The organism is Arthrobacter sp. BG5 (assembly GCF_056680155.1).
The window spans coordinates 3,255,540-3,281,968 of record NZ_CM155268.1; the positions used below are offsets into that span (position 1 = coordinate 3,255,540).

Sequence of the window (26,429 nt, forward strand, 5' to 3'; positions counted from 1 at the left end):
CGTCCAAAGATGGGGACGTTCCGCCGGGCCGGTGCGCCCGGCCCGGCGCTGCGGTGTCGGTTACTCGGTAGGATTCAAGCATGCACGCCGCGCACGAGACACCGGACCGTCCACCCCTGGACCAGGAGGCGCTGGGCGACGCCGCATTCCTCTCCGCCCACGGCATCCCGCAGCTGACCGTGGTGGAGTCCACCGGGTCAACCAATGCGGACCTGCTGCGCGGCGTGGCCGTGGATCCCCGGGCCTGGCCGGATCTGTCCGTGCTCACCGCCGAGTTCCAAAGCGCCGCCCGCGGCCGGCTGGACCGGCACTGGGAAGCCCCGGCGCGCAGCTCACTTTCCGTCTCGATCGTGCTCCGGCCGGTCAACGCCGAGGGCCGCCCGCTGCCCACCCAAAGCTATTCCTGGCTCTCGCTGCTTGCCGCCCTCGCGCTGCGGGAGGCGTTGCTGGAAACCGCCGGGATCCCCGCCGAGCTCAAATGGCCCAACGACGTCCTGGTCCGCGGCAAAAAGATCGCCGGGATCCTCGCGCAGCTGGGCCCGATGGGTGACGGCGCCGTGCCGCCCGTGGTGCTTGGCACCGGCCTGAACGTCACCCTCACCGAGGCCGAGCTTCCGGTGCCCACGGCCACCTCCATCCTGCTGGAACACCCGACGACACTGGACCGGACCGCGCTGCTGAAGAGCTACCTCTCCCGGTTCGCCACGCTCTACCGCAGCTTCTGCAACGCCGACGGCGACCCCGCCGCGGGCATGGCCGGCGGTCCCTCGCTGCACAAGCGGGTGGAACACGTGCTCACCACCCTCGGCAAGCAGGTCCGGGCCCAGCTCCCGGGCGACCACGAAATCATCGGCCACGCCACCCGGCTGGACGAGTACGGTTCCCTGCTGGTGGTCGACTCCGCCGGGCACGAGCACGTGGTGACCGCCGGCGACGTCGTGCACCTGCGCCCCTGGACCCCTCCCGGCGAAGCCGGCGGCGAAAGCGGCTATGCGTAAAGAGCTCCTCCCGGGCGAGCAAGTCATTGTGGTTACCCGCCCGCAACCGCGGACACTTATTGTCCCGGCACTGCTGTTCATCCTGGTCTGCGCCCTGACCGCCTTCGCCTGCGCCTGGATCCTGAAAGGCGGCCCGGCCAGGCTCGTCCCGCTCATCACCCCGGAGTGGACGCCGTGGCTGATCGGCGGCTGCCTGGCGCTCGCGGCGTGGGTGCTACTGGCTGCCTGCCTGCCCAAAGTCGTGACCTGGCACGCCAGCCGCTACACGCTGACCAGCCGGCGCCTGGTTGCCCGTTACGGCATGTTGCGCCGGCGCGACCAACAGGTTCCGCTGGCCGCAGTCCGTAATGTGTTCATCGAACAGACACTGCTCCAACGGTCCTTGCGCTCGGGGAATATATCCTTGGAGACCGGGTACCCCTCCGGCACCGTGATTCCGGACGTCCCCGAGGTGATGACGTTCCGGAACTTCATCCTCGACGCGATAGACGAACTTCCGGAGGGCGAACTGCTTGAGGCCGACGACACGATGCCCGGCTCCGGCGGGTGGCCATGGGAAATGAGAGAAGGTGGAAGAGATGAACGCTGAGCACGTGCACCCTGACACCGGACTCCTGGCGGCCGAACCCTCGGACGTCCCCGAAGCGGTCCTGGACACCGCCTCCCTGGAAGCCGCCGTGCTGGACTCCGTCGCCGCCTCCGACGACGACGCTGCCGCCGGCGCTGCTGGAGCTCCCAACGCCGATGCCTCCGACGCTGACGACGAAAGCGACGACGACGGCGCAGACCCGGCAGACGACGCGGACGACGACGGCCCGGCTGCGGTCGAAGAGCCCCCGGCCGCGCCCCCCACCGGCACCATGTCCGCGGAACGCCTCGCCGCCAAGGCCCTGGAACAGCGGCTGCTGGGCGGCGAACGCAAGCTGCGCCGCCGCGAGGTGGCCGCCGGCGCCGGGTTGTCGCTGCTGTCGGCCCGGAAACTCTGGCGCGCCCTCGGGTTCCCCAACCTCGGCGACGAGGACGTGGCATTCACCGAGAAGGACCAGACCGCGCTGAACACGATCGTGGACCTGGTCCGCACCGGCAAACTCACCGAGGAAGCCGCCATCTCCGTCACCCGCGCCATCGGCCAGATGACGGACCGCATGGTGGTCTGGCAGATCGAGGCCCTGGTGGAGGACATGGTCCAGAAACAGGGCGTCACCGACGCCGTCGCCCGTAAACGGCTGGTCAGCGAACTGCCCTCCCTTGTGGACGCGCTCGAGGAAATGCTGGTCTACTCCTGGCGCCGCCAGCTCAACGCCGGGGTGCAGCGACTCGCCGTGCGCGCCGAGGCAGGCCTGGCCTCCAGCGAGGAAGGCCGCGAGGGGGACGAGGACGACGCCCCGCTGCCGCTCGCGCGCGCCGTCGGCTTCGCGGACCTGGTCTCCTACACCAGCCTGTCCCGCCGAATGAACGAAAAGACCCTCGCGCAGCTGGTGCAGCGCTTCGAGAACAAGTGCGCCGAAATCATCTCCGTCGGCGGCGGCCGCCTCGTCAAAACGGTCGGCGACGAAGTCCTCTACATCGCCGAAACACCCGCCGCCGGCGCCGAGATCTCGCTGGCCCTCTCGCAGGCCTTCAACGAGGACGAAATCCTGCCCCAGGCCCGGGTGGCGATGGTATGGGGCCGCATCCTCTCCCGGCTGGGCGACATCTACGGGCCCACCGTGAACCTGGCAGCCCGCCTCACGGCGCTCGCCGACCCGGGCACCGTGCTGGTCGACTCCATGACGGCCGCCGCCCTGGAACACGACGAGCGCTTTGTGCTGCTGCCCCGGGACGCCGAAAACGTCCGCGGCTTCGGCGAGATCCACCCCGTGGAGCTGCAGCGCGGCAGCGGAAAGGGCCTGGTCCTGGACTAAGGATCCCGGCGACGGCCGGCGCCGCCCGCGCAAACCGGCCGGCAGGGTTTCTCAATTCGATGGTCAATATGTCATAGTCGTGGTGATCCGGCCACGCCAAGAGCACTTCACCACGCCCGGCGGGCGTGACACTGGGGGACAGCAGGAAACATGAAACGCATCCTCGATGCCGTGCGGGCAAAAACACGCCCCGGCTTCCGCCCTGCCTGGAAGAACAACCCCACCAACCGGACCGGCACGCAGGCCCGGAACCGGAAAAAATACCTGACCGGCACCTCGTTGGCGGCTGTGGCGGCGGTGTTGGTGACGGGGGCGGTTATTTATCCGGGGTTCAAGACTGCTGAGGTGGAGTTGAACGATGGTGGTGTGTGGGTGGTGTCGAAGGCGAAGAACGCGGTGGGGCGGTTGAATTATCCGTCGCGGGTGTTGGATGGTGCGGTGACGCCGGCGTCGACGACGTTTGATGTGTTGCAGGATGCGGGGACGGTGTTTGTTGATGATGCCTCGGGTTCGACGTTGAACCAGGTGTCGGCGGCGCAGATGCGGTTGGGCGGGGATAAGAAGTTGCCGGGTTCGGCGGTGGTGAGTTTCGGGTCGCGGGTGATTGCGGTGACGGATGCGGCGCGGGGCCGGGTGTGGGCGTTGTCGCCGTCGACGGTGAATGGTTTTGATGAGGAGAACTCCGAGCCGGTGCTGGCGGGGGCGGCGGGCACGGTCTCGGCGGTGGGCTCTGATGACCGGATTTACAGTGCTGATCCCGGGTCGGGGCGGGTGACGGTGACGTCGGTGGATGCCGAGGGCCGGGTGACGGATTCGCAGGCGGAGACCTGGGAGGGGTTGAAGGGTGCGGGGGATCTGCAGCTGAGTGTGGTGGGGGACCGGCCGGTGGTGCTGGACGCGGGCGCGGGGAAGTTGTTTTTGCCGGGCGGGCGTGAGGTGTTGTTGGCGGAGGCGCGGGACGCGCGGTTGCAGCAGCCCGGTCCGGGGGCGGATGCGGTGGCGGTGGCGACGTCGAAGGCGCTGCTTGAGGTGCCGTTGGATGGTTCGGCGGCGAAGACTGTGACGTTTGGCGGGCAGGGGGTTCCGGCGGCGCCGGTGCAGTTGGGCGGGTGTGTGCATGCGGCGTGGTCCGGGGCGAATAAGTATGTGCGGGATTGCGTCGATGATGCCGGTGACCGGAATGTTGCGGTGCCGAAGGCGTCTGCGTCGCCCAGTTATGTGTTCCGGGTGAACCGGGAGCTGGTGGTGCTTAATGATGTGAATTCGGGCAATGTGTGGCTGGTGAACCAGAACATGCAGCTGGTGAACAACTGGGACGATGTCATCCCGCCGCAGCAAACCTCGGACGACGCGGACAAGGATTCCGCCGACGAGGTGCAGCAGACCGTCCTGCCGGACCGCACCAAACCCAACAGCCCGCCGGTCGCCAAACCGGACACCTTCGGGGTCCGTGCCGGCAAGACCACCATCCTTCCGGTCCTGGACAACGACACCGACCCCGACGGCGATATCCTCACCGTCCGCACCCCGGAGCCGCTCAAATCCGGGCTGCTCGCGCCGATCTACGGCGCCACCGGCTACCAGGTCAGCGTCGGCGCGGACAAGGCAGGGACCGAAACCTTCAAATACACCGTCGACGACGGCCGCGGCCTCTCCGCCTCCGCCGACGTCACGCTCAACATCGTCCCGCCCGGGGAAAACTCCGCGCCGCGGCAAAAACCCAACCGGAACACCACCCTGGTGGTCCAGACCGGCAAGACGGTCAGCCAGAACATCCTCACCGACTGGACCGACCCCGACGGCGACGATCTGTTCGTCGTCGGCGCGACCGGCAGCGACCCCCGTGACCAGGTGAAGGTCCGGCCCGACGGCCTGCTCAGTTTCCAGGATTCCGGCTCCGAACCCGGCCGCAAAACGGTTACCGTCACCGTCTCCGACGGCCGGTCCACGTCCGAGGGCAAGGTCACCGTCGAGGTGCGCCCGCCCGGGGCCCTGCCGCCGATCGCGAACGCGGACCACCTCGTGGCCGTCGCCGGCGTGAACACGGTGATTGCCCCGCTGAAGAACGACTCCGACCCGCAGGGCGGTGCGCTGCGGCTGGCGCAGGTCACCCCGGACGGCAACTCCACCGCCACCCTGGGCGCCGACCAGCAGACCTTCACCTTCAACTCCACCGCCCAGGGCGCCCACTACGTCTCTTACCTCGTCACCAACGGACCGGCCAGCGCCCAGCAGCTGGTCCGCGTCGACGTCGTCCCCGGCGGCGGCGACGGCGCGCCGGTGGCGGTCCGCGACACCGCGCTGCTGCCCTCCGGCGGCAGCGTGCTGGTGGACGTGCTCGGCAACGACTCCGACCCCTCCGGCGGCGTCCTGGTGGTCCAGTCCGTGACCGCGGCGGACGGCCTGCCGCTGAGCGTGGCCGTCTTGGACCACTCGGTCATCCGGATCACCGACATCCGCGCCCAGGGCCAGCTCAACGTCAAGTACACGATCTCCAACGGCAAGTCCTCCGCGAGCGGCGAAATCGCCGTCCTGGTGGTCCCCGCACCGTCGAAGCTGCAGGCCCCGCAAGCCAAACCCGACGAGGCCACCGTCCGCGCCGGCGACGTCGTCACCATCCCCGTGCTGGACAACGACACCGACCCCAACGGCGGCAGGCTCACGCTCGAACCGGAACTGGCACAACAACCGGACGCCGCCGACGGCCGCATCTTCACCTCCGGCCAGACCCTGCGCTTCATCGCCGGCGAGGTCCCCAAAACGGTCTACGCCATCTACAAGGTCACCAACGCCTCCGGCCAGTCCGACTCCCAACAGGTATCCATCCGGATCCGGGCCCGCGACGATGAACGCAACACCCGCCCCGAACCGAAGAACCTGACCGCCCGCGTGGTGGCCGGCATGACCGTGCGCATCCCGGTGCCGCTGGACGGCGTGGACACCGACGGCGATTCGGTTCAGCTGACCGGGGTGGACAAGGCCCCCGCCATGGGGACGGCGGTGGTCAAGGACGGCTACCTCGAATTCACCGCCGCCGGCACCGCCGCCGGCACGGACACCTTCAGCTACCGGGTCCGGGACCGGATCGGCGCCGAAAACACCGGCACCGTGATCGTCGGCATCGCGCCGCAGGAAACCAACAACCAGAAACCCATCGCGGTGGACGACGCCGTGGACGTCCGGCCCGGTCGCAAGGTCGCCGTCGACGCCCTCACCAACGACTCGGACCCCGACGGGGACCCGATCAGCCTGGTCGGCAACGGCTTCGAAGCCCGGCCGGAGCTCGCCGTCGAGCCCGCCGACGGCGGCAAGGTGCTGCTCACGGCGCCCGGTGCCGCCGGGAACGAGAGCATCAGCTACAAGATCCAGGACGACAAAAAAGCCCAGGGCAGCGCCGTGATCCGGGTCCGGGTCAGCCCGGACGCCACGCTCAAGCGCCCGCTCGCGAAGGACGACGTGGTCACCCCGGCGGAGACGCTGGGCAAATCCGCCGTCGACGTCCCCGTGCTGAAGAACGACGCCGACCCGGACGGGATCGCCGCCGAGCTCAAGATCGGCCTGCCCGACGGCAACCCGAACGCCCGCGTGGCCGGCGACGGCACCGTCCGGGTGGCCCTTGCGCCGACGGACCAGCTGGTTCCCTACACCGTCACCGACGTGGACGGCCAAAGCGCGACCGCCGTCATCTGGGTCCCTGGCCAGGGCGAACAGCACCCTACCCTGGCCAGGACCGAGCCCGTCGAAGTGATGGCCGGCAAGGACGTCACCCTGGACCTGGCCGAGTACGTCCGCGTCCGGGACGGCCGCACGCCGCGGATCACCCAGGTGGACAAGGTCAAGGTCCAGGGCGCACAGCCGGAGAACGTCGTGGCCGGCAACGGCAGCGCCCTGCGCTACGCCGCCCTGAAGGACTACGTGGGACCCGGCTCGGTCACCTTCGAGGTCACCGACGGCACCGGACCCGAAGACCCGGCGGGGCTCAAGTCCACCCTCAGCATCATCACCAGGGTCATCCCGGACCCCAACGCCAACCATCCGCCCACCTTCAGCGGCGCCACCCTGGACGTGCCCAAGGCCGAGTCCGCAAGCCTGGAGCTCGCCAACCTGGCCAAGGACGTGGACTCCGGGGACCAGGACAAACTCCGGTTCGAACTCGACGGCACCCTGCCGGAAGGCTTCAAGGCCAGCATCGACGGCGCCACCCTGAAAGTGACGGCGGACGCCGCCAAGGCCGCCGGCTGGAAGGGGAGCATCCCGCTCAAGGTCACCGACGGCCGCTCCGAGCCGGTCCGGGCCACCGTCACGGCCACCGTCACGGCCTCCAACCGGCCGCTGCCGGTCGCCAACGAGGACGTCGTGGAGAAGGCCGACGCCGGCAAGGCGGAGACCGTCAACGTCCTCGCCAACGACTTCAACCCCTTCGCGGAGACGCCCTTGCGGATCGTCGCCGCCACGGTGGAGACCGGTTCGGCCGCCGGCCAGCCCGCGGTGGCCGGCGACTCCATCACCGTCACCCCGGCCGCCGGTTTCAAGGGCGTGATGGTGGTGCGCTACACCGTGATGGACAAGACCGGGGACCTGTCCCGGCAGACCGACGGCCGGGTCCGGATCACCGTCCGGGACAAGCCCGACGCGCCGTCGGCACCGTCCGCCACGGATGTCCGCAGCCGCACGGCCGTGCTCAAATGGACGCCGCCGTCGGACAACGGGGCCGCCATCACCAAGTACACCGTGCGTTCCGGCAACGGCTTCAGCCAGGACTGCGCCACCACCACCTGCACCTTGAGCGGACTGACCAATGACGTGAAATACGTCTTCACCGTCACCGCCACCAACGAGGTCAACGAATCCGACCCCTCGCCCGCTTCCAACGAGATCCGGCCGGATGAAAAACCGTCGCCGCCGGAGGCTCCCACGGTCAAGGCCGGCGACAAGAACATGGTGATCGCCTGGCCCGCGGCGAAGACCGAGGGCTCCGCGGTGAAGAACTACAACCTGGAAATCTCGCCGCCGCCGGCCAGCGGGGTCGCCGTGAAGAATGGTGTGACCGGGCTGAATTACACCTGGCCGGGCCTCAGCAACGGCGTGCGGTACAAGGTCCGGGCCCAGGCCGTTAACGAACTGGGCCCCTCGGACTGGGGACAGTACTCCGCCGAGGACAACCCGGCCGGCGTCCCGGCCGCCCCGGGCGCGCCGACGACGTCGGTGGCGTCCGCCGTCGGCACCTCCAACCAGCTCAAGGTGACCTGGGACGAGCCGTACACCAACGGCGACGCGATCAAGAACTACTACGTCACCATGAGCGGCGGCGGCGGTGCGGACCAGACCCAGCGGGTCGCCGGCACTGTGCGGACGGCGAACTTCACCGCCAATAACTCCGAAGCCTCCTACACCTTCACCGTCCAGGCCGAGAACAAGGCCGGCAAGGGCGCCGTCAGCGCCGCGTCCGCCCCGCGCCGCGCCACCGGCAAACTCAGCCAGGTCTCCGGCGTGAGCGCCACCGAGGCCAACACCGGCGGCGCCGGGCGTGCCGTCACCATCAACTTCCGCGAGCTCAGCGCCGCGGAACGCAACGGCTCCGCCTACTCCGAGGTGGGCTACACCTACCGGGCCAGCACCGGCCAGGCCGGCCCGATCAAGCCCGGCCAGACCGTCGGCGGCTTCGCCAACGGCGCCGCCACCACCATCACGGTGACGGCCAACTCGTCCGTCGCGCCCAGCTCGGACGCCAGCGCCGGGGCCAACGCGAACCCGTACGGCTCGCCGGGGACCCCGTCCGCTTCCGGCAGCGACGGGGCGGAGAACCAGCGGAACCTGACGCTGAACTGGGCCTCGCCGGACGCCGGAAGCCACGACATCGCCTATACCCAGATCAAGATCGACGACGGCGGCTGGGAACGGGTGGCCGCCTCCGGCAGCCGCACGGTCAATACCAGCGGCTTCAACGAGCGGCACACGATCCAGGTCCAGACAGTCAACTCGCGCGGCACCGGCGGCCCGATCGCCTCGGCGTCCGCCCAGTCCGGGGCGGAGAAAACGCGCTGGTCCACCCGACTCAACTCCGGCATGGACCGCAGCTGCACCGACCTGCCCGGCGCCACCTCCTATGACCCCAAGAAGTTCACCTGCGACGGCAAGAGCGGCTACGACCGGCCCTGGATGTCGCACTTCGACAGCTTCGACATCATGTGCTGGAAGCCGCACGGCACCACCTACAGCGGCGACGGACAGTGGTACTACATCATGCGCGGCTCACCGAACGGGACCCGCTGGATCCAGTCGCTGCACACCACCCTCGGCTCCCCGGCGCAAAGCGGCGTGCCGCTGTGCACCTTCCCGACCGGAGCCACGCCATAGCCGGCCCGGGCCGGCACCGGCCGGCGGGCAGTCCTCCCCATCGCACTCCCGGGGACGGTTGGGTAGGCTGTCGCGGGAAGTGGGGGACCGGTCTCGGATCCACCGGGGGAACGAGCACCACAATCTTGAAGGAAATCTAACGCTGTGACACGACTTTTCGCCATGCTGGGTGCCAGGAAGCCGGGTTTCATAAAACCGCGCTCACGCACGCGCCGCAAGGTCGTCACCGGCACCTCGTTGGCTGCTGTGGCGGCGGTGTTGGTGACGGGGGCGGTTATTTATCCGGGGTTCAAGACTGCTGAGGTGGAGTTGAACGATGGTGGTGTGTGGGTGGTGTCGAAGGCGAAGAACGCGGTGGGGCGGTTGAATTATCCGTCGCGGGTGTTGGATGGTGCGGTGACGCCGGCGTCGACGACGTTTGATGTGTTGCAGGATGCGGGGACGGTGTTTGTTGATGATGCCTCGGGTTCGACGTTGAACCAGGTGTCGGCGGCGCAGATGCGGTTGGGCGGGGATAAGAAGTTGCCGGGTTCGGCGGTGGTGAGTTTCGGGTCGCGGGTGATTGCGGTGACGGATGCGGCGCGGGGCCGGGTGTGGGCGTTGTCGCCGTCGACGGTGAATGGTTTTGATGAGGAGAACTCCGAGCCGGTGCTGGCGGGGGCGCAAGGCACGGTCTCGGCGGTGGGCTCTGATGACCGGATTTACAGTGCTGATCCCGGGTCGGGGCGGGTGACGGTGACGTCGGTGGATGCCGAGGGCCGGGTGACGGATTCGCAGGCGGAGACCTGGGAGGGGTTGAAGGGTGCGGGGGATCTGCAGCTGAGTGTGGTGGGGGACCGGCCGGTGGTGCTGGACGCGGGCGCGGGGAAGTTGTTTTTGCCGGGCGGGCGTGAGGTGTTGTTGGCGGAGGCGCGGGACGCGCGGTTGCAGCAGCCCGGTCCGGGGGCGGATGCGGTGGCGGTGGCGACGTCGAAGGCGCTGCTTGAGGTGCCGTTGGATGGTTCGGCGGCGAAGACTGTGACGTTTGGCGGGCAGGGGGTTCCGGCGGCGCCGGTGCAGTTGGGCGGGTGTGTGCATGCGGCGTGGTCCGGGGCGAATAAGTATGTGCGGGATTGCGCCGATGATGCCGGCGACCGGAATGTTGCGGTGCCAAAGGCGTCTGCGTCGCCGTCGTATGTGTTCCGGGTGAACCGGGATTTGGTGGTGCTTAATGATGTGAATTCGGGCAATGTGTGGCTGGTGAACCAGAACATGCAGCTGGTGAACAACTGGGACGACGTCATCCCGCCGAAAAACCAGTCCGATGACCAGGACCAGGAGTCCGCGGACAACAACACCATCAACATCCTGCCGGATCGCACCAAACCCAACCGGCCGCCGGAAACCAAACCCGACGGAGTCGGCGTCCGCCCGGGCCGCACCACCGTGCTCAGCGTGCTGGACAACGACTCCGACCCCGACGGCGACGTCCTCACCGCCTCGGTCGCCGGCGCCGGCCCCGAGGCCGGCCGGCTGCAGAACATTTACGGCGGCACTGCCTTCCAGATCACCGTCCCGGCCGACGCAAAGCCCGGCACCGAAACCTTCGGCTACAACGCCGCGGACGGCCGCGGGCTCTCCGCCGGCGGCAGCATCACCCTCAACGTCGTCGGCCCGGAGGAAAACAAGCCGCCGCTGTTCAAACGCGGCGAGCCCACCACCATGCTGGTGGAGCAGGGCAAAACGGTCAGCCAGAACATCCTCACCGACTGGACCGACCCCGACGGCGACGACCTGGTCCTGCTGGACGCCAAGGCCGACAACGACCAGGACCAGGTCAAGGTCCGCCGCGACGGCCTGCTCAGCTACCAGGACTCCGGCGCCGCCCCCGGCAAAAAGACCGTCACAGTGACGGTCTGGGACGGCCGCGCCACCACCACCGGCAAAGTGACGGTCAACGTCCAGCCCCCCGGAGCCCTGCAGCCGGTGGTCAACGCGGACCACGTGACCGCCGTCGTCGGCCAGGACCTGGTCATCGCCCCGCTGAAGAACGACGTCGACCCCAACGGCGGCGCGCTGCGCCTCGCCCAGGTGGAGGCCGCCGGGACCGCCGAACTGGGGCCCGTGACCGACGGCGGAACCTTCACGTTCCGCAGCGGCACCCCGGGACCGGTCTACCTGACCTACATCGCCAGCAACGGCCCGCAAAGCACCCAGGGCCTGATCCGGGTGGACGTCGAGTCCGGCAAGGACACCGGCGACCCCGTCGCCGTGCACGACGTCGCGCTGCTCCCGGCCGGCGGCAGCGTGCTGGTGGACCCGCTCGCGAACGACTCGGACCCGGCCGGGGGAGTGCTGGTGCTGCAGTCCGTGCAGTTGCCGGAGAACGCCACCGCCTCCGTCAGCGTGATCGACCATGCCGTGCTGCGGATCACCGACATCAGCGGCAGCAAGGACCCCTTCGTCTTCCGCTACACCATGTCCAACGGCAGCAAGTCCGCCACCGGCAGCGTCTCCGTCGTCCCCGTCCCGGCACCCGCCGTGGTGGAGGCGCCGCAACCCAAACCGGACGAGGTAAACGTGCGCGCCGGCGATGTCGTTACCATCCCGGTGCTGGCCAACGACACGCACCCGCAGGGCGCCAAACTGACCGTGGACCCGGTGCTGCCGCAGCCCGTCCCGGCCGCGGACGGCAAAAGCTTCGTCTCCGAAAACACGCTGCGTTTCATCGCCGGCGCCGCGCCCAAGACCGTCCGGGCCATCTACAACGCCGTGGACCCGCAGGGCCAAAAGAGCGCGGCCGCCGTCACCATCCACATCCTGCCGCTGGAAGGCGCCGAGAACTCGCGGCCGCAGCCGAAGAACCTGACCGCCCGGGTGGTAGCCGGCGGCTCGGTCCGGATCCCCGTGGAACTGGACGGCATCGACCCGGACGGCGACTCCGTCCAGCTCACCGGCATCGACAGCACCCCGGCGATGGGCACCGCCGCCGCCGGGAGCACCTTCATCGACTTCACCGCTGCCGGCGACGGCGCCGGCACCGACACCTTCCGCTACAAGGTTGTGGACCGGCAGGGCGCCGTGAACACCGGCACCGTCACCGTCGGCATCGCCCCGCGCGGGGAGACCAACCAGAAACCGACGCCGGTGGACGACGCCGTCGCGGTGCGCCCCGGCCGGCAGATCGCCGTCGACGCCGCCGGCAACGACACCGATCCGGACGGTGACCCGATCCGGATCCTGACCAACGGGATCGAGGCCGGCCCCGAGCTCGAAGCCACCGTGAGCAAGCAAAGCGGCCGGATCATCCTGCTGGCCCCCGGCCAGGAAGGGACCGTCAACGTCCGCTACAAGGTCGCCGACGACCGCGGCGCCACGGCGCAGGCCGCCGTCGCCGTCAAGGTCCAAAAGGACGTGCCGCTGCAGGCGCCGATCGCCCGGGACGACCGGGTGACCTCCGCGCAGACGCTCGGCAAGACCGCCGTCGACGTCCCGGTGCTCAAGAACGACGAGGACCCCGACGGCGTCGGTGAAAACCTCAAGGTCGGCAGCGAGGTGAAAACGGCGCGACCCGGCCCGGACGGCAACCTGATCGTGGAACTCACCGAGCAGCCGCAGCTGGTCCCGTACACCGTGGAGGACGTCGACGGGCAAAAGTCCACCGCGATCGTCTGGGTCCCCGGGTTGGGGCAGCAGGTCCCCACCCTGGCCAAGGACGATGTCGTGGAAGTTGTGGCGGGACAGTCCGTCACCGTGGACCTGAAGGAATGGATCAAGGTCCGCGAGGGCCGCTCGCCGCGGATCACCCAGACGGACCGGATCAAGCTGATCGGCGCCGACGGCTCGGACCCCGTGGCCAACGGCGGCACCGCGCTGAAGTACACGGCCGGCAAGGACTACGCCGGCCCCGGTTCGCTGAGCTTCGAAGTCACCGACGGCACCGGCCCGGACGACCCGGCCGGGCTGAGGTCCACGCTCAGCATCCGGACCCGGGTGCTCCCGAACCCCAACCGGAACAACCCGCCCGAGCTGCTGGGCAGCGAGGTGGACGTGCCCACCGGCGACGCCGCCAGCCTCGACCTCGGCCCGCTCACCACCGACCCGGACGACGGGGACGTGCAAAACATGAAATACGAGCTGGTGGGCGAGGTCCCGGCGGGCTTCACCGCCGGCGTCGACGGGAAGACCCTAAAGACGTCGGCCAAGGACGGCACAGATGTCGGGTCCACCGGGGCCGTCCAGGTCAGGGCCCGGGACCCGCGCGGCCTTGAGGCCACGGCGACCTACCGCTTCACCGTCACCGCCTCCAACCGGCCCAAACCGGTGGCCAACGATGACCTGGAACCGAACGCCGCCGCGGGCAAACCCGTCACCGTGCCGGTGACGGCCAACGACGCCAACCCGTTCCCGGAAACGCCGCTGAAAATCGTGGCCGCGACCACGGAAACCGGCTCCGGCAAGGTCGCCGTCGACGGCGGCAACGTGGTGGTCACCCCGGCCGAGGGCTTCTCCGGGACCATGGTGGTGGCCTACACCATCGCCGACAAGACCAACGACCCCTCCCGGCAGGCAACCGCCCGGATCCGGCTGACCGTCAAGGACCGCCCGCAGGCCCCCACCACCCCGTCGGCGGCCAGCGTGGGGGACGGCACCGCCCTGCTGAACTGGGCGGCGCCGGCGGACCGGGGATCGCCCATCACCAAGTACACCGTCTACGGCGACGGCGGCTTCCGGCAGGACTGCCCGGCGAACAGCTGCACCCTGACCGGGCTGACCAACAACACCAAGTACCACTTCCAGGTCACGGCCACCAACGCCATCGACGAATCCGAGCGGTCCCCGGCGTCGGCCGAGGTGCGCCCGGACGTCAAACCGGAAACCCCGGCCGCGCCGTCGCTGAAGTTCGGCGACCGGCAGCTCTCTATTGCATGGACCGCCCCGGCCTCCAAGGGCTCACCGGTCAAGTCCTACGACCTGGAGATCTCGCCCGCGCCGCCCGGCCAGAACGCCCAGCTCCAGAACTTTACGTCGGTCAGCTACGTCTGGAAGGGCCTGGAGAACGGCGTGGCCTACAAGGTGCGCGTCCTGGCCCGCAACGACGCCAAAGAACCCTCCGAATGGAGCGCCTACTCGGCCGCCGAGACCCCCGCCGGTGTGCCCGTCACCCCGGCGGCGCCGCGCGCCAGCCAGGCCGGCTCCGTAGGGACGCAAAGCCAGCTCCAAGTCAGTTGGGCCGCGCCGAACAACAACGGCGACGCAGTCTCCTCCTACAAGCTGACCACGCTCCGCGGTGGAGCCGTGGTGGGCAGCCAGCAGGTGTCCGGCACCTCGCAAAACATCACGGTGGACAACTCCGAGGCCGACTACACCTTCACGGTGGCCGCCACCAACAAGGCCGGCACCTCCGGAACCAGTCCGCAGTCCTCGCCCGTCCGGGCAGCCGGCAAGCCGGGCACCGTGTCCGGAGGCACCGTCGCGGCCCCGGGCAACAGCGGTGAGCTCAAAGTGGCCTTCACCCCCCTGACCCAGGCCCAGCGCAACGGCTCGCAGGCCTCGGAGATCAGCTACCGCTGGTCTACGGCCTACGGCTCAGGCCCGATCAACGCCCCGGGCGGCACCATCACCGGCCAGCCGAACGGCAAGAACGTCACCGTCAACATCATCGCCGTCTCCACGAAGAACAACGTCTCCGGGGACGGCAAGAACATCGGCTCCGCCGTTCCCTATGGCCAGCCGGGGCGCCCCAGCGTCACCGGGGAGACTTCCACCAAGGGCGACGGGCAGGTGCACTGGACCTGGACCCAGCCGAACGATGGCGGCCGGCCGATCAACCGGTACGAAGTGAACTACGACGGCACCGGCTGGAAGAGCGTCGGTCTGACCCTCCGCTACGACCACAACGCAGGCGGCTGGAGTCAAACCCACACCCTGAAGGTCCGAGCCTGCAACGGCACAGACGGCAACAACGACTGCGGCTTCGATGACACCGCCACCTCCACGTCCGGGGCGGACCCCACCCCGCCGCCGCCGACCTCGTGGGACATCCGCGCCACCCCGGTGCGCACCTGCACCGAGCCCAACAGCGGCACGAACAGCTACCGGAACACCAACCCGGACCAGTGCATCAGCCCCGGCAAGTGGTTCGACACCGGGATCACCGCGCAGGCGGACTACTACGTCCGCTGGGGTTCGTCCGGCCGGCTCTGGTACCACCTGACCTCCGGGCCCGCCGCCGGAAACTTTGCCCGGGGCGACACCACCAGCCTGGGCTCCACCCCGCCGCCCGGAATGCCCCGGCGGTGAGCGCAAACCCGTCGCCTAGACTAAACGCCGGACAATGCGGGGACTCCCTGCCGGCGGACCCCCGATGCTTAACCCGAATGGAAGAGGAACCACCGTATGACTATGACCACTGAGCAGGCCGAATGGTTTGCCGGCACCTTTGAGAAGCTCGTTGCCAACGTGGGGCAGGCCGTGCTGGGCAAGTCCCACGTCATCCGGCTGACCTTCATGGCGATGCTGGCCGAGGGGCATGTCCTCTTCGAGGACGCCCCCGGCACCGGCAAGACCTCGCTGGCCCGGGCCCTCGCGGCCACCGTCCAGGGCTCCAACAACCGCATCCAGTTCACCCCGGACCTGCTGCCCTCGGACGTCACCGGCGTGACCATCTACGACCAGAAGACGCAGAAGTTCGAGTTCCACAAGGGCCCGATCTTCAACAACATCGTCCTCGCCGACGAAATCAACCGCGCCTCGCCCAAGACCCAGTCGGCGCTGCTGGAGGTCATGGAGGAATCCCGCGTCACCGTCGACGGCGCCACCTACGAGGCCGGCCGCCCCTTTATGGTGATGGCCACGCAGAACCCGATCGAGCAGGCCGGCACCTACCGCCTGCCCGAGGCCCAGCTGGACCGCTTCCTGATCAAGACCTCCATCGGCTACCCGGACCACGCCTCCACCGTGCAGCTGCTCGGCGGCGCCAACCTCAAGGACCGGTCCAAGGACATCACGGCCGTGATCACCACCCAGGCCGTCGCGGACATGGCCGACCTCGCCGCCACCACCCACGTGGACACCGCGGTGCTCGAATACATCTCCCGGCTCTGCGAGGAGACCCGCAGCGCCCCGGAGACCCGCCTTGGCGTGTCCGTCCGCGGCGCCCTCGCGATGGTCCGCGCCGCCAAGGTCTGGGCGGCCAGCCAGGGCCGGAACTTCGTGCTGCCCGACGACGTGAAGGACCTCGCCGCCGTCGTCTGGACCCACCGCCTGGTGATGGACCCGGAAGCGGAGTTCTCCGGCGCCACCCCCGACGCTGTCCTGGCCCGGGTGCTCGCCGACGTCGCCGCCCCGCAGCAGCGGGCCGCCGTCTAAGCGGCGCATCCGACCGAGTCCAGCCGCGGGGCCCGATTCCAGCCCCGCAACCATGCACGAACAAAGGCCACCCTATGTCCACCGGCACACCGTTGACCCGGCTTGCTGAACGCCTGAAGCACCCCCTCGCCGGGGGCGGCAGGCCCGCCCGGCTGCACCCGTCCGCCGTCTGGGCCGAAGCCCGCAGCACCGCCGCCCTGGCGCTGGCTCCGGCCGGACGCGCCGTCCGGGAGCGCTTCCGCCGGCACCTCTGGCCCGTGCTCTCGGTGGTGAGCGTGCTCGGCTGGTCCGTGCTGGCGGCCGCGGCGCTGCTCTGGACCGCCGGCCAGGCCTACGGCTGGCAGGAGGCCAAGGCCGCCGCGATCGCCGGTTTTGTGCTGCTGGTGCTGGCGGTCGGCTTCATCCTGGGCCGCTCCTCCTACGGCGTGCTGCTGGATCTCGCCCGGACACGGGTGGCCGTGGGGGACAGCGCCGTCGGCAGCATCGCGGTGTCCAACACCTCGGCGCGGCCGCTGCTGCCCGCCGTGCTGGAACTCCCGGTGGGCGCCGCCACCGCTGTGTTCCACCTGCCCCGGATGAATCCCGGGCAGGTCCACGAGGACCTCTTCACCATCCCCACCGCCCGCCGGGCCGTGATCGTGGTGGGCCCGGTCCGCTCCGTGCGCGCCGACCCGCTGCACCTGCTCCGCCGCCAGGTGCTCTGGACCGAACCGCAGGACCTCTTTGTGCACCCCAAGACCGTGGCCCTGGCCGGCTCCGCCGCCGGCTTCATCCGCGACCTGGAGGGCATGCCCACCACGGACCTCTCCAGCGCCGATGTCTCCTTCCACGCGCTGCGCGACTACGTGCCCGGAGACGACCGGCGGCACATCCACTGGAAGACCACGGCCCGGACCAACAAGCTCATGGTGCGCCAGTTCGAGGAAACCCGCCGGGCGCACCTGGCCATCTCGCTCTCCACCAACACGGACGAGTACGCCTCCGAGGAGGAGTTCGAGCTGGCCGTCTCCGCCGCCGCCTCGATCGGGCTGCAGGCCATCCGGGAGCAGCGCAACCTCGACGTCCTCACCCAGAAAGGGCCGCTGCGCTGCGAGACCGGCCGGAACCTGCTCGATGACCTGACCCGGGTGGTCGGGGCGCCGGAACGCAAAAACGCCGTCGACCTGGCCCGGACCCTCGCCGACACCGTCCCGAACGCCTCCGTGGTGTTCTTAGTCGTGGGCAGCAACGTGACACCCACCCAGCTGCGCTCCGCCTCCGCCTCGGTGCCGCCGGGGGTGCGCAGCCTCGCGGTCCGGATCCAGGCCGGCGCCGCCCCGGCCCGGGCGAACATCGCGGACCTGACCGTGCTCACCCTGGGCGATCTCTCCGAACTGGCCATCGTGCTGAGGAAGGCGGCCGCATGAGCACCGCCACGGGCCGCCGTCCCCGCAACAACCCTCCGGCCAGCGGCCGCTCCGGCTTCGCCGGCAGCCAGCCGGCCTGGCACTACGCGCTCGACGCCGGCGCCCTCACCGTGCTGCTGGGGCTCGGCGTGCTCGGCTTCAGCCTCAGCTTCGGCGGCGACCCGTACTACCTGGCCGCCGGCTTCGGCGGGATCCTGCTGGGCCTGGCCGTCGCCGCCGCCAAGGTGCACTTCCGGCTCGGGGTGCTGATCACCACCGCGCTGGCGGTAGGCGCCTACCTCGTCTTCGGCACCGCCCTGGCCGTCCCGGAGGCCTCGATCGCCGGGGTCCTGCCCACCCTCGAATCGCTCCGGACCCTGCTGGCGGGCGTGGTCTTCGCTTGGAAGGACATGCTCACCGTCGGCGTGCCGGTCGGCACCGCCGGCGGCACCCTGATCGTCCCGTTCCTGAGCTCGCTGCTGACCGCCCTCGCGGCCGGACTGCTGACCTGGCGGCTCAGGAGCCCGTACTGGCCGCTGCTGCCGGTGCTGGTGCTGTTCGTCACCGGCATCGCCTTCAGCACCAACGCCGGGTTCCTCACCGTGGAACGCGGCATCTCGCTGACCGTGGGCGCGATCGCCTGGGCCACGTTCCGCCGGGACGCCCTGCGCAGCGGCGACACCCGCAAGGTGTCGGTGAACCGGCCGGACACGGACAAGGCCGCGGCCGGCGCCGCGCGGCTCCGCCGGCTGGGCACCGCCGCCGCGGTGATCGCCGTCGCCGTCGGGATCACCGCCGTCGCGTCCCCGCTGGTGACCGCGGACGATGACCGGAAGGTGCTGCGCAACACGATCGTGCCCCCGTTCGATCCGAAGGATTACGTCACCCCGCTGGCGAGCTTCCGCAACTTCGTCAAGGACAAAAAGGACGACAACCTCTTCCTGGTCAAGGGCCTGCCCAAGGACGGCCGGGTCCGCCTCGCCGCCCTGGACTCCTTCAACGGCACCAACTACACCATGGACCCGAACGGTTCGGGCAGCTTCAGCAAGGTGGGCGACGCGAAGTCCCTCAACACCCTCGCCGACACCACCGGGATTGTGCCGACGAACAACTACACGGTGGGCATCACGATCGAGGACTACCAGGGGTACTTCCTCCCGGGCGGCCGCAAAACCACCGGCATCAGCTTTGCCCGGGACGGCTCCGGCGCGGCGTCCGGGCTGTACTTCAACTCGGGCACCGACACCGCCGTGACCACCCGCGGACTGGGCAATGGCGACTCCTACAGTGTGCAGGTGGCCGACCCGGCCATGCTCGAGCACGGGCAGCTGACCCAGTACGACTTTGCCAAGGTGTCGCTGCCGGACCCGGCCGAGGTCCCGCCGGTGGTCGGCTCGCAGGCCAACGATCTCGCCGCGGACGCACCCACCGCGATCGACCGGGTGCGCCAGATCGAGGCGCACTTCCAGAAGCAGGGCGCCTTCAGCAACGGCCTGATCGCCGACGGGCAGCTGCCCAGCGTCTCCGGCCACAGCGCCAACCGGATCCGCAGCCTGCTCACGGCCAAGCAGATGCTCGGCGACGACGAGCAGTACGCCGTGGCGATGTCGCTGATGCTGCGCCACCTGGGCATCCCGTCCCGGGTGGTGATGGGGTTCTACCCGGATCCCAAGAGCCTCGAGAACGGCGCCGGCGAGGTGCAGATCACCGGCAAGGACGTGCACGCCTGGGTCGAGGTGGCTTTCGACCGGGTGGGCTGGGTGTCCTTCGACCCCACCCCGCCCAAGGACAACGTGCCGATCCCGCCGGACCCGGAGAACAAATCCAAGCCCAAGCCGCAGGTCCTCCAGCCGCCGCCCCCGCCGCAGGAGCCGGCCGAGCTGCCGCCGGACTCCTCGCCGGACGCGCTGGACGCCGACGAGAAGAAGAACAACCCCTGGCTGTTCTGGGGGCCCCTGCTCGCCGCGATCGGCACGGCGCTGATCCCGGTGGCGGTCCTCGCGCTGCCGCTGCTGCTGATCGCCCTGCTGAAGTCCCGACGCCGGAAGGCCCGCTTCACCGACGGGCACCCCGCGCAGCGCGTCGGCGGCGGCTGGAACGAAGTCCTGAGCCTGGCGACCGACCTGGGTGCCGGGGTGGACCACCGCGCCACCCGGCGGGAGTCCGCCGCCGTGCTCGGCGAGGCCTTCCCGGCAAGCCAGGGCAGCACCACGCTGCTGGCGCACCGGGCCGACGCCGCGATCTTCGGCGCGGGCCAGCCAAGCGAGGACCAGGTGCGTGAATACTGGGAGATCGTGGACGGCTCGCTGAAGGAGATGACCGGGACGGTGGGCTTCTGGCGCCGCCAGCAGGCCCGTTTCTCGCCGCGTTCGCTGCTGGCCGACGGCCGGGCCGCGCTGAAGTTGCGCGGGCTCCGCCCGGTGTTGCCGGGCCGGGGCCGCAACGCTCCAGCTAGTACAGTGGAGCCCGGTCCGAACCAGGAACCGCAGGGAACAGCCAGGAAGAACCGCAACGAGCCATGACCGACGACGTCGAGCGCTGCCCGCGCTGCCAGCAGCCGATCCGCCCGGGCGCCGCGTTCTGCACCTCCTGCGGGGCGCCGCTGGGGAACCGCTCGGCGCGCAGCGCCCGGCGGCCGGACGCAACACCCGGTACTATCCCGGTAGCGCCTTCGGGGCAGGGCGGACCGTCCGTGCCGGGGCAGGCGGGCCCCGGACAGGGTGTCCGCGGACAGGGGGGAGGTACCGTTTTGCCGAACAAGCTTGAGCTGGTTCCCGCCGACGCCGGAAAGCGGCTCGGGGCCGCGGTGCTGGACTGGACCGGCCCGGCGGCGCTCCTCGTGGTGCTCTTCGCTGTCGGTTTCGCCGGGGTCACGCAGACACGCAGCGGCGGTTCCATCATCTACAACACCTCCTCACTGGTCCTCTACGGCGGCATCGGGCTCGGCGCGACTTTGGTGTACATCCTGGTCCAGGCCGCGCTGGAGGGCCGGTCCGGCGCCACCCTCGGCAACCGCATCGTGGGGATCCGCAGCGCCGACGCCGACGGGTACGCGCCCGGCGGCGGAGCCGTCTTCCTCCGAGGCCTGATCACCGGAGCCGGTGTGCTGCTCGCCGCCCTCGCCGCCGTGCTGGTGGTGGTTTTCCAGTGGTTCGGAGCCGCGCTGGTCCTCCTGGGGCCGCTCGCCCTGCTGGGTGCCGGCTGGGCCGTCCTGGTGGTGATCTCCAACCGCTGGGACAACAACAGCAGGTTGCGCGGCTGGCACGATACCGCCGCCAAGACCCTGGTCTTCGATATCAAGGCCGGCCGGAACCCGATCACCACCGGCGGCATCCAGGGACCCCAAAGCTTTGCCCCGCTGGACCTTCCTCCGGTGCAGCAGGTCGCCTCACCGGTGGCGGGCGCCGCCCGGCTCCAGCCGCAGCCCGCGCCCGCGCCCGCCGGGGCCCTGGCTCCCGCGGCCCCGGCGTCGTTCCAGCCCGCGCCGTTCCAGCCGGCTCCCATGCCCGCCTCCGCCGACCCCGGGCCCGCGCCGATCGAGGCCGCCCGCAGCCGGGCCGTGAACAGCCGGGCGTTCAGCCCGCACCCGGACGACGACCACGACCGCACCCAGGTCCGCGGCGACGGTTCCGCCCCGGTCACCGTCGCCTTCCTGCGGATCAGGATCGACGACGGCCGGGAGGTTGAACTGGACGGCTCCCTGCTGATCGGGCGCAACCCCGCCGGCCACCCCGGCGAGGAATCCGTCCAACTGCTGCCCGTGGCCGACCCGGGACGCTCCATCTCCAAGACCCACCTCCATGTGCTGGCCGGAACCGGCGGCATCTGGGTGACGGACCGCAACTCCACCAACGGAAGCGCCGTCACGACGCCGGACGGCATCCGCACCGCACTGGCACCCGGGGAACCCACCCACGTACGCCCCGGATCCACCGTGCACTTCGGTGACCGCTCCTTCTACCTAGGACAGGCATGACATCCCAGCCGGCTTCCGTTCCTCCCGCCAAGGCTTCCGCAGCCTCCTCCGGAACCGACCCCAGCACCGCCCCCGGCAGTGTTCCCAGCAGTGCTCCCAGCGGTGTTCCCAGCAGTGCTCCCAGCCTCCGGCTCAGCTGCGGCTACGGCACCGACCGCGGCCTGCGCCGCGAGATGAACGAGGACTCCTTCATCGCGGCCGACCCGGTCTTCGCGGTCGCCGACGGCATGGGCGGCCACGAGGCCGGCGAAGTCGCCAGCGGCATCTGCGTGCGTACCTTGTCAGAGATCCCCCAGCTCGCCACGGGGGAGCGGGATGCTACCGCCGCCGTCGTCCAGCAGTACCTGCTGCAGGCCGATGCCGGCATCCGCGAGGAGACCGGCTCCCGCGCCGGCACCACGCTCTCCGGCGTCGTTGTGGTGGAGCAAATGGGGATCCCGTACTGGCTGGTCCTGAACATCGGCGACTCCCGCACCTACCGGCTCAGCCAGGGCAAGCTCAGCCAGGTCAGCGTGGACCACTCCGAAGTGCAGGAGCTGGTGGACGCCGGCGAGATCACCGCGGCCGAGGCCGCGGTGCACCCGCGCCGGCACGTCGTCACCCGGGCACTCGGCACCGGCGACGAGACCGAAGCCGACTACTGGCTGTTGCCCGTTGAGGAAGGCGACCGGATTCTGGTCTGCTCGGACGGGCTCAACGGCGAGCTCGACGACGAGCAGATTGCCCGCATCCTGGTTTCCGAACCGGACCCGCAGGCTGCCGTGGACCAGCTGATCCAGGCGGCCCTGCGCAGCGGCGGCCGTGACAACGTGACCTGCATCGTGGTGGACGCGAGCAACGTTGCCAGCGAGGACGGCAGCCAGACCGCCCCGCGCACGCCGGCGGAAGCCGAAGACGAAAACACCCTGCCGCGCACCGAGGTCCTGGATGTAGCCCCCGACGGTGCCGTCGGCGGGAACGAAGGCGGATCCGCGGCCGGCTCCGGCGAGGGGCGCCATGGCTCCCGCTAGCCGCACTGCCGCCGTCAGCTACACGCCGGGAACCTGGCTGGGTGTGGTCCGCTCCGGAACGGTGGTGCTGCTGCGCCCGGACACGGACCGCGCCCTGGTCGACTCGCTTTGGACGCTGCTGGCCGGCAGCCCGGAGATCCCTGAGGTCCTGGACGCCGTGACGTCGGCCTCGGGCGGTCCGCTTGCGCGGCTGCCCTGGTTCGGGATCGTGGGGCTGCGCGGTTCTCTGCAGGTCTTCCTGCGCGGCGGGATCGACCTTGACGTCCGGCTGGACGGCGGGGAATCCGTCGAGCTCAGCGGCCGTGACGTCACCACATGGACCGAGCGGCGCTTCGCGGCCCCGGACGGCTTCAGCATTGCCGTCCCCGAGGCCGCTTTCGCTGCCGGCGCCGCGGCGGCTGCCCATGCCGCGCCGCTGCCGCTGGGCGACGGCGTGGTCCTGCTGCAGGGGCTGCACTGCGCGCTGACCGGCGACGGGACTTCCGCGGACGTGCCGGTGGCGGCTGTGGCTGATTCCGCTGTGCCGGGTGCCGCCGTCCCCGTTGATGCTGTCCCCGATTCCGCGGACGCTGGTGCCGCTGCACCGGGTGCCGCCGGGGACGAACAGCTGCTGGCCGCCGCCGAGGCGGACATCGCCGTCGAGCAGGCGGAGCACGACAGCTCCGCGGAGACGGTGCTGGACTTCCCGGCAGAGGACCTCGACGCCGGTCCCGACCTCGCGGGCACCATGCAGGACACCCCGGCGCCGGACACCGCCGAAGACGAGCCAACCGGCAGCTACGACCACCTCTGGGAACAGACGGTAATGCGGAGCATTGAAGACGCCGCCGTGCGCGAGGACCCAGATGCGGAACCGGAGCCCGGCCCGGGACCCGCCGCGCCGGAGCCCGCCGACGCGGAGGACCCCACGGCTGCTCCGGCGTCCGACGCGGCGGAAAAGCCCGCCGAAGAGGAGCCGGCAGCGGCTCCGGCGGCCGAGCCCGCGCACGTCTCGGCGGTCCCCACCGGCCTGATCGACTCGGTGCCGTGGCAGACCGGCGGTGAGCGGCCGGCGAACGCGGTCCCGCCGGCGCCGCGCGCCGCCGCCGGGCCGGACGCTCCGCCGTCGCTGTTTACCCCGCCGCCGGTCCCGCCACTGCCCACCGCGCCGGCCGATGACGCGGACCACGACGGCCAGACCATCATGAAAAACGCCATCGACGGGCCCGGCACTGCCGGGCAGCGCGCCGCGCCGTCGGACGCCCACAACCCCGGCACCGGTCCCATGGTGCTGGCCAGGGTGTGCCCGCAGGGCCACGCGAACCCGCCCACCAACGCCCAGTGCGCCTACTGCGGCCGGGCGCTCCCCGGCGACGGCGTCCAGGTCCGGCGCCCGCGGCTGGGCCGGATGCGGCTGTCCACCGGCGAACTGATCGACCTTGACCAGTCGCTCATCGTGGGCCGGCAACCGTCGGTCTCCCGCGTCCAGGGCGCCGTGATGCCCAAACTGGTCCAGGTGGCGAGCCCCGGCGGCGACATCTCCCGCTCGCATGTGGAGGTCCGGCTCGAGGGCTGGCACGTGATGCTCTGCGACCTCAAGGCCACCAACGGCACCGTGCTGCTGCGCGAGGGCCAGGCCCCGCGCCGGCTTGCCCAGGGCGAAATGGCGATCCTGTTCGACGGCGACATCGCCGAACTGGGCGACGGCATCCAGTTGCGCTTCGAGGAGCTGCTGTGAACGCCAAACGCCCCGTGGCCCCGCCGCCCAGCATCCCGGGGTTCAGCTACATCAGCCTGCTCGGCTCCGGCGGATTCTCCGACGTCTACCTCTACGAACAGGACCGGCCGCGCCGCAAGGTGGCGGTGAAGGTGCTCCTCTCGGACCTCAAGACCGAGGGAGCCCGCCGCCGCTTCGAATCCGAGGCGAACCTGATGGCGCAGCTGTCCTCGCACCCCTACATCGTGACGATCTTCGAAGCGGAAATCACCGATTCCGGCCACTCCTACCTGGCCATGGAGTACTGCTCGCGGCCGAGCCTGGATGTCCGCTACCGGCGCCAGCGCTTCAGCGTGGACGAGGTCCTGGCCGTCGGCATCCAGGTGGCTTCCGCCGTCGAAACCGCGCACCGCGCCGGGATCGCGCACCGCGACATCAAACCGGCAAACATCCTCGTCACGGACTACAACCGGCCGGCGCTGACCGACTTTGGCATCTCCGGCACCCTGGCGGGAGACCAGGACGAGGACGCGGGCATGTCCATCCCGTGGTCCCCGCCGGAACAGTTCAGCGACCGGCAGGTCGACGGCGTCCTGGTGGACGTCTGGGCGCTCGGCGCCACGCTCTATACCCTGCTGGCCGGCCGGTCCCCGTTCGTGCTGCCGGGCGCGGACAACTCCCAGCGCGAGCTGATCTCCCGCATCACCAGCCTGCCGGTCCCCAAGCTGGGCCGCGCCGACGTCCCCGAGTCCCTGGAACTGGCCCTGGCCACGGCGATGGCCAAGTCGCCCGACTCCCGGTACTCCTCAGCCCACGCCTTCGCCCTGGCGCTGCAGCGCATCCAGGCCGAGCTGAACCTCTCCGTGACACCGTTCGAGGTCCTCGAGGAGCCCCGGACCGACGAGCCGCACCCGGATGACAGCTTCGAGGAAACCCGGGTCCGCAGCGTCGCCGCGATCGACCCGGATGCCACCGGGCACGCCCCGACCTTCCCGACCCGGCTGCCGGGCGCCGCCGCGCCGGACGACTCGACGACGTTCAACAACGGCGTCAACACCGGGACCGGTAGGGACGCCGGAAGAGACACGGTCCAGCGGCCCGCGGCCGTACCCGGCTTCGCCGCGCCGTCCTTCTCTGCCGCGCCGCCTGCCGCGCCGCGCCCGGCCGGAGACGACGACGTTGCGGCCACCGTCAACCGCTCCAGCGTCGCGCCGCGGGACGGGGCCGGAGGCGGAACCCCCGCCGAACCTGCCGGCGCCGCTCCGGCCGGCCACGGCCGCCGGAACCTGGTGCTATCGATCGTGGGCGGCGCCGTCCTGGCCGTCGCCGTCGTGGTCGGCATCATTGCCGGCACCACCAGGCCCGAGCCGGCCCCCAGGGCGTCCGAGCAGGTCAGCAGGCCGCCCGCGGACGCCATCGATGAGGGCACCGTCCCGGACGTCGAAGACCTGGCCGGGCGAGTGGATCAAGACGGTTACGCCTACTTCACCTGGACCAACCCGCAGCCCAAGTCCGGCGACAAATACAAGTGGCGGACCTACTCACCGACCGGCAACGGGGAATTCCAGGCCGCCAAGCAGGCGCCCGTCCGCGTGAAGCCCCGCCCGGAAGGACAGACCTGCATCCAGGTGATGATCGTCCGCTCGGACGGCGCGTCCTCACCGATGGAGCAGGACTCCATCGCCTGCGCCGGGAAACCCTGAGCAGCACACCACGGGCGCCCTGCCCGGCCCACGAACAGCACGGCTTAGCG

12 protein-coding genes are annotated in these 26,429 nt (G+C 70.3%); all 12 read left to right on the plus strand.

The genetic code is table 11. The features are described 5' to 3' along the window. Positions 1-80: 80 nt before the first annotated feature. The 12 genes from AC1MBE_RS14955 (at position 81) to AC1MBE_RS15010 (ending at position 26,379) form a co-directional block, all read left to right on the plus strand. Positions 81-998, plus strand: a complete 918-nt coding sequence (locus tag AC1MBE_RS14955; RefSeq protein ID WP_479779292.1) for a biotin--[acetyl-CoA-carboxylase] ligase — start codon at positions 81-83, stop codon at positions 996-998. Then, entirely contained in the window at positions 991-1,587 is a 597-nt protein-coding gene (locus AC1MBE_RS14960; RefSeq protein ID WP_479779294.1) for a PH domain-containing protein, read from the plus strand. The genes AC1MBE_RS14955 and AC1MBE_RS14960 overlap by 8 nt, the downstream gene beginning before the upstream one ends. Beyond that, a complete protein-coding gene (locus AC1MBE_RS14965) occupies positions 1,577-2,902 on the plus strand; it encodes an adenylate/guanylate cyclase domain-containing protein (RefSeq protein WP_479779296.1) in 1,326 nt (441 codons plus the stop codon). The genes AC1MBE_RS14960 and AC1MBE_RS14965 overlap by 11 nt, the downstream gene beginning before the upstream one ends. A 150-nt stretch (positions 2,903-3,052) precedes the next feature. Continuing rightward, positions 3,053-9,259 (plus strand): Ig-like domain-containing protein, encoded by a 6,207-nt coding sequence (locus tag AC1MBE_RS14970; protein ID WP_479779297.1) that lies wholly within the window; start codon positions 3,053-3,055, stop codon positions 9,257-9,259. Positions 9,260-9,403: 144 nt separating this feature from the next. After that, positions 9,404-15,541 carry an Ig-like domain-containing protein gene (locus tag AC1MBE_RS14975; protein WP_479779298.1) on the plus strand — a complete coding sequence of 2,046 codons (6,138 nt, stop codon included), beginning with the start codon at positions 9,404-9,406 and terminating at the stop codon, positions 15,539-15,541. A 96-nt stretch (positions 15,542-15,637) separates the two neighbouring features. Further along, positions 15,638-16,609, plus strand: a complete 972-nt coding sequence (locus tag AC1MBE_RS14980; protein WP_479779300.1) for an AAA family ATPase — start codon at positions 15,638-15,640, stop codon at positions 16,607-16,609. Between the two features lie 74 nt (positions 16,610-16,683). After that, positions 16,684-18,015 (plus strand): DUF58 domain-containing protein, encoded by a 1,332-nt coding sequence (locus AC1MBE_RS14985; RefSeq protein ID WP_479779302.1) that lies wholly within the window; start codon positions 16,684-16,686, stop codon positions 18,013-18,015. Next, positions 18,012-20,516, plus strand: coding sequence for a transglutaminase-like domain-containing protein (locus tag AC1MBE_RS14990; protein WP_479779304.1), 2,505 nt, complete (start codon positions 18,012-18,014; stop codon positions 20,514-20,516). Before AC1MBE_RS14985 ends, AC1MBE_RS14990 begins: the two co-directional genes overlap by 4 nt. Then, positions 20,513-21,970, plus strand: a complete 1,458-nt coding sequence (locus tag AC1MBE_RS14995) for an RDD family protein (protein ID WP_479779306.1) — start codon at positions 20,513-20,515, stop codon at positions 21,968-21,970. The genes AC1MBE_RS14990 and AC1MBE_RS14995 overlap by 4 nt, the downstream gene beginning before the upstream one ends. Further along, positions 21,967-22,980, plus strand: a complete 1,014-nt coding sequence (locus AC1MBE_RS15000) for a PP2C family protein-serine/threonine phosphatase (RefSeq protein WP_479779307.1) — start codon at positions 21,967-21,969, stop codon at positions 22,978-22,980. Before AC1MBE_RS14995 ends, AC1MBE_RS15000 begins: the two co-directional genes overlap by 4 nt. Beyond that, positions 22,967-24,697: an FHA domain-containing protein gene (locus AC1MBE_RS15005; protein WP_479779309.1), complete on the plus strand. Its 1,731-nt coding sequence runs from the start codon at positions 22,967-22,969 to the stop codon at positions 24,695-24,697. The genes AC1MBE_RS15000 and AC1MBE_RS15005 overlap by 14 nt, the downstream gene beginning before the upstream one ends. Then, positions 24,694-26,379, plus strand: a complete 1,686-nt coding sequence (locus tag AC1MBE_RS15010; RefSeq protein WP_479779311.1) for a serine/threonine-protein kinase — start codon at positions 24,694-24,696, stop codon at positions 26,377-26,379. The genes AC1MBE_RS15005 and AC1MBE_RS15010 overlap by 4 nt, the downstream gene beginning before the upstream one ends. Positions 26,380-26,429: the final 50 nt, after the last annotated feature.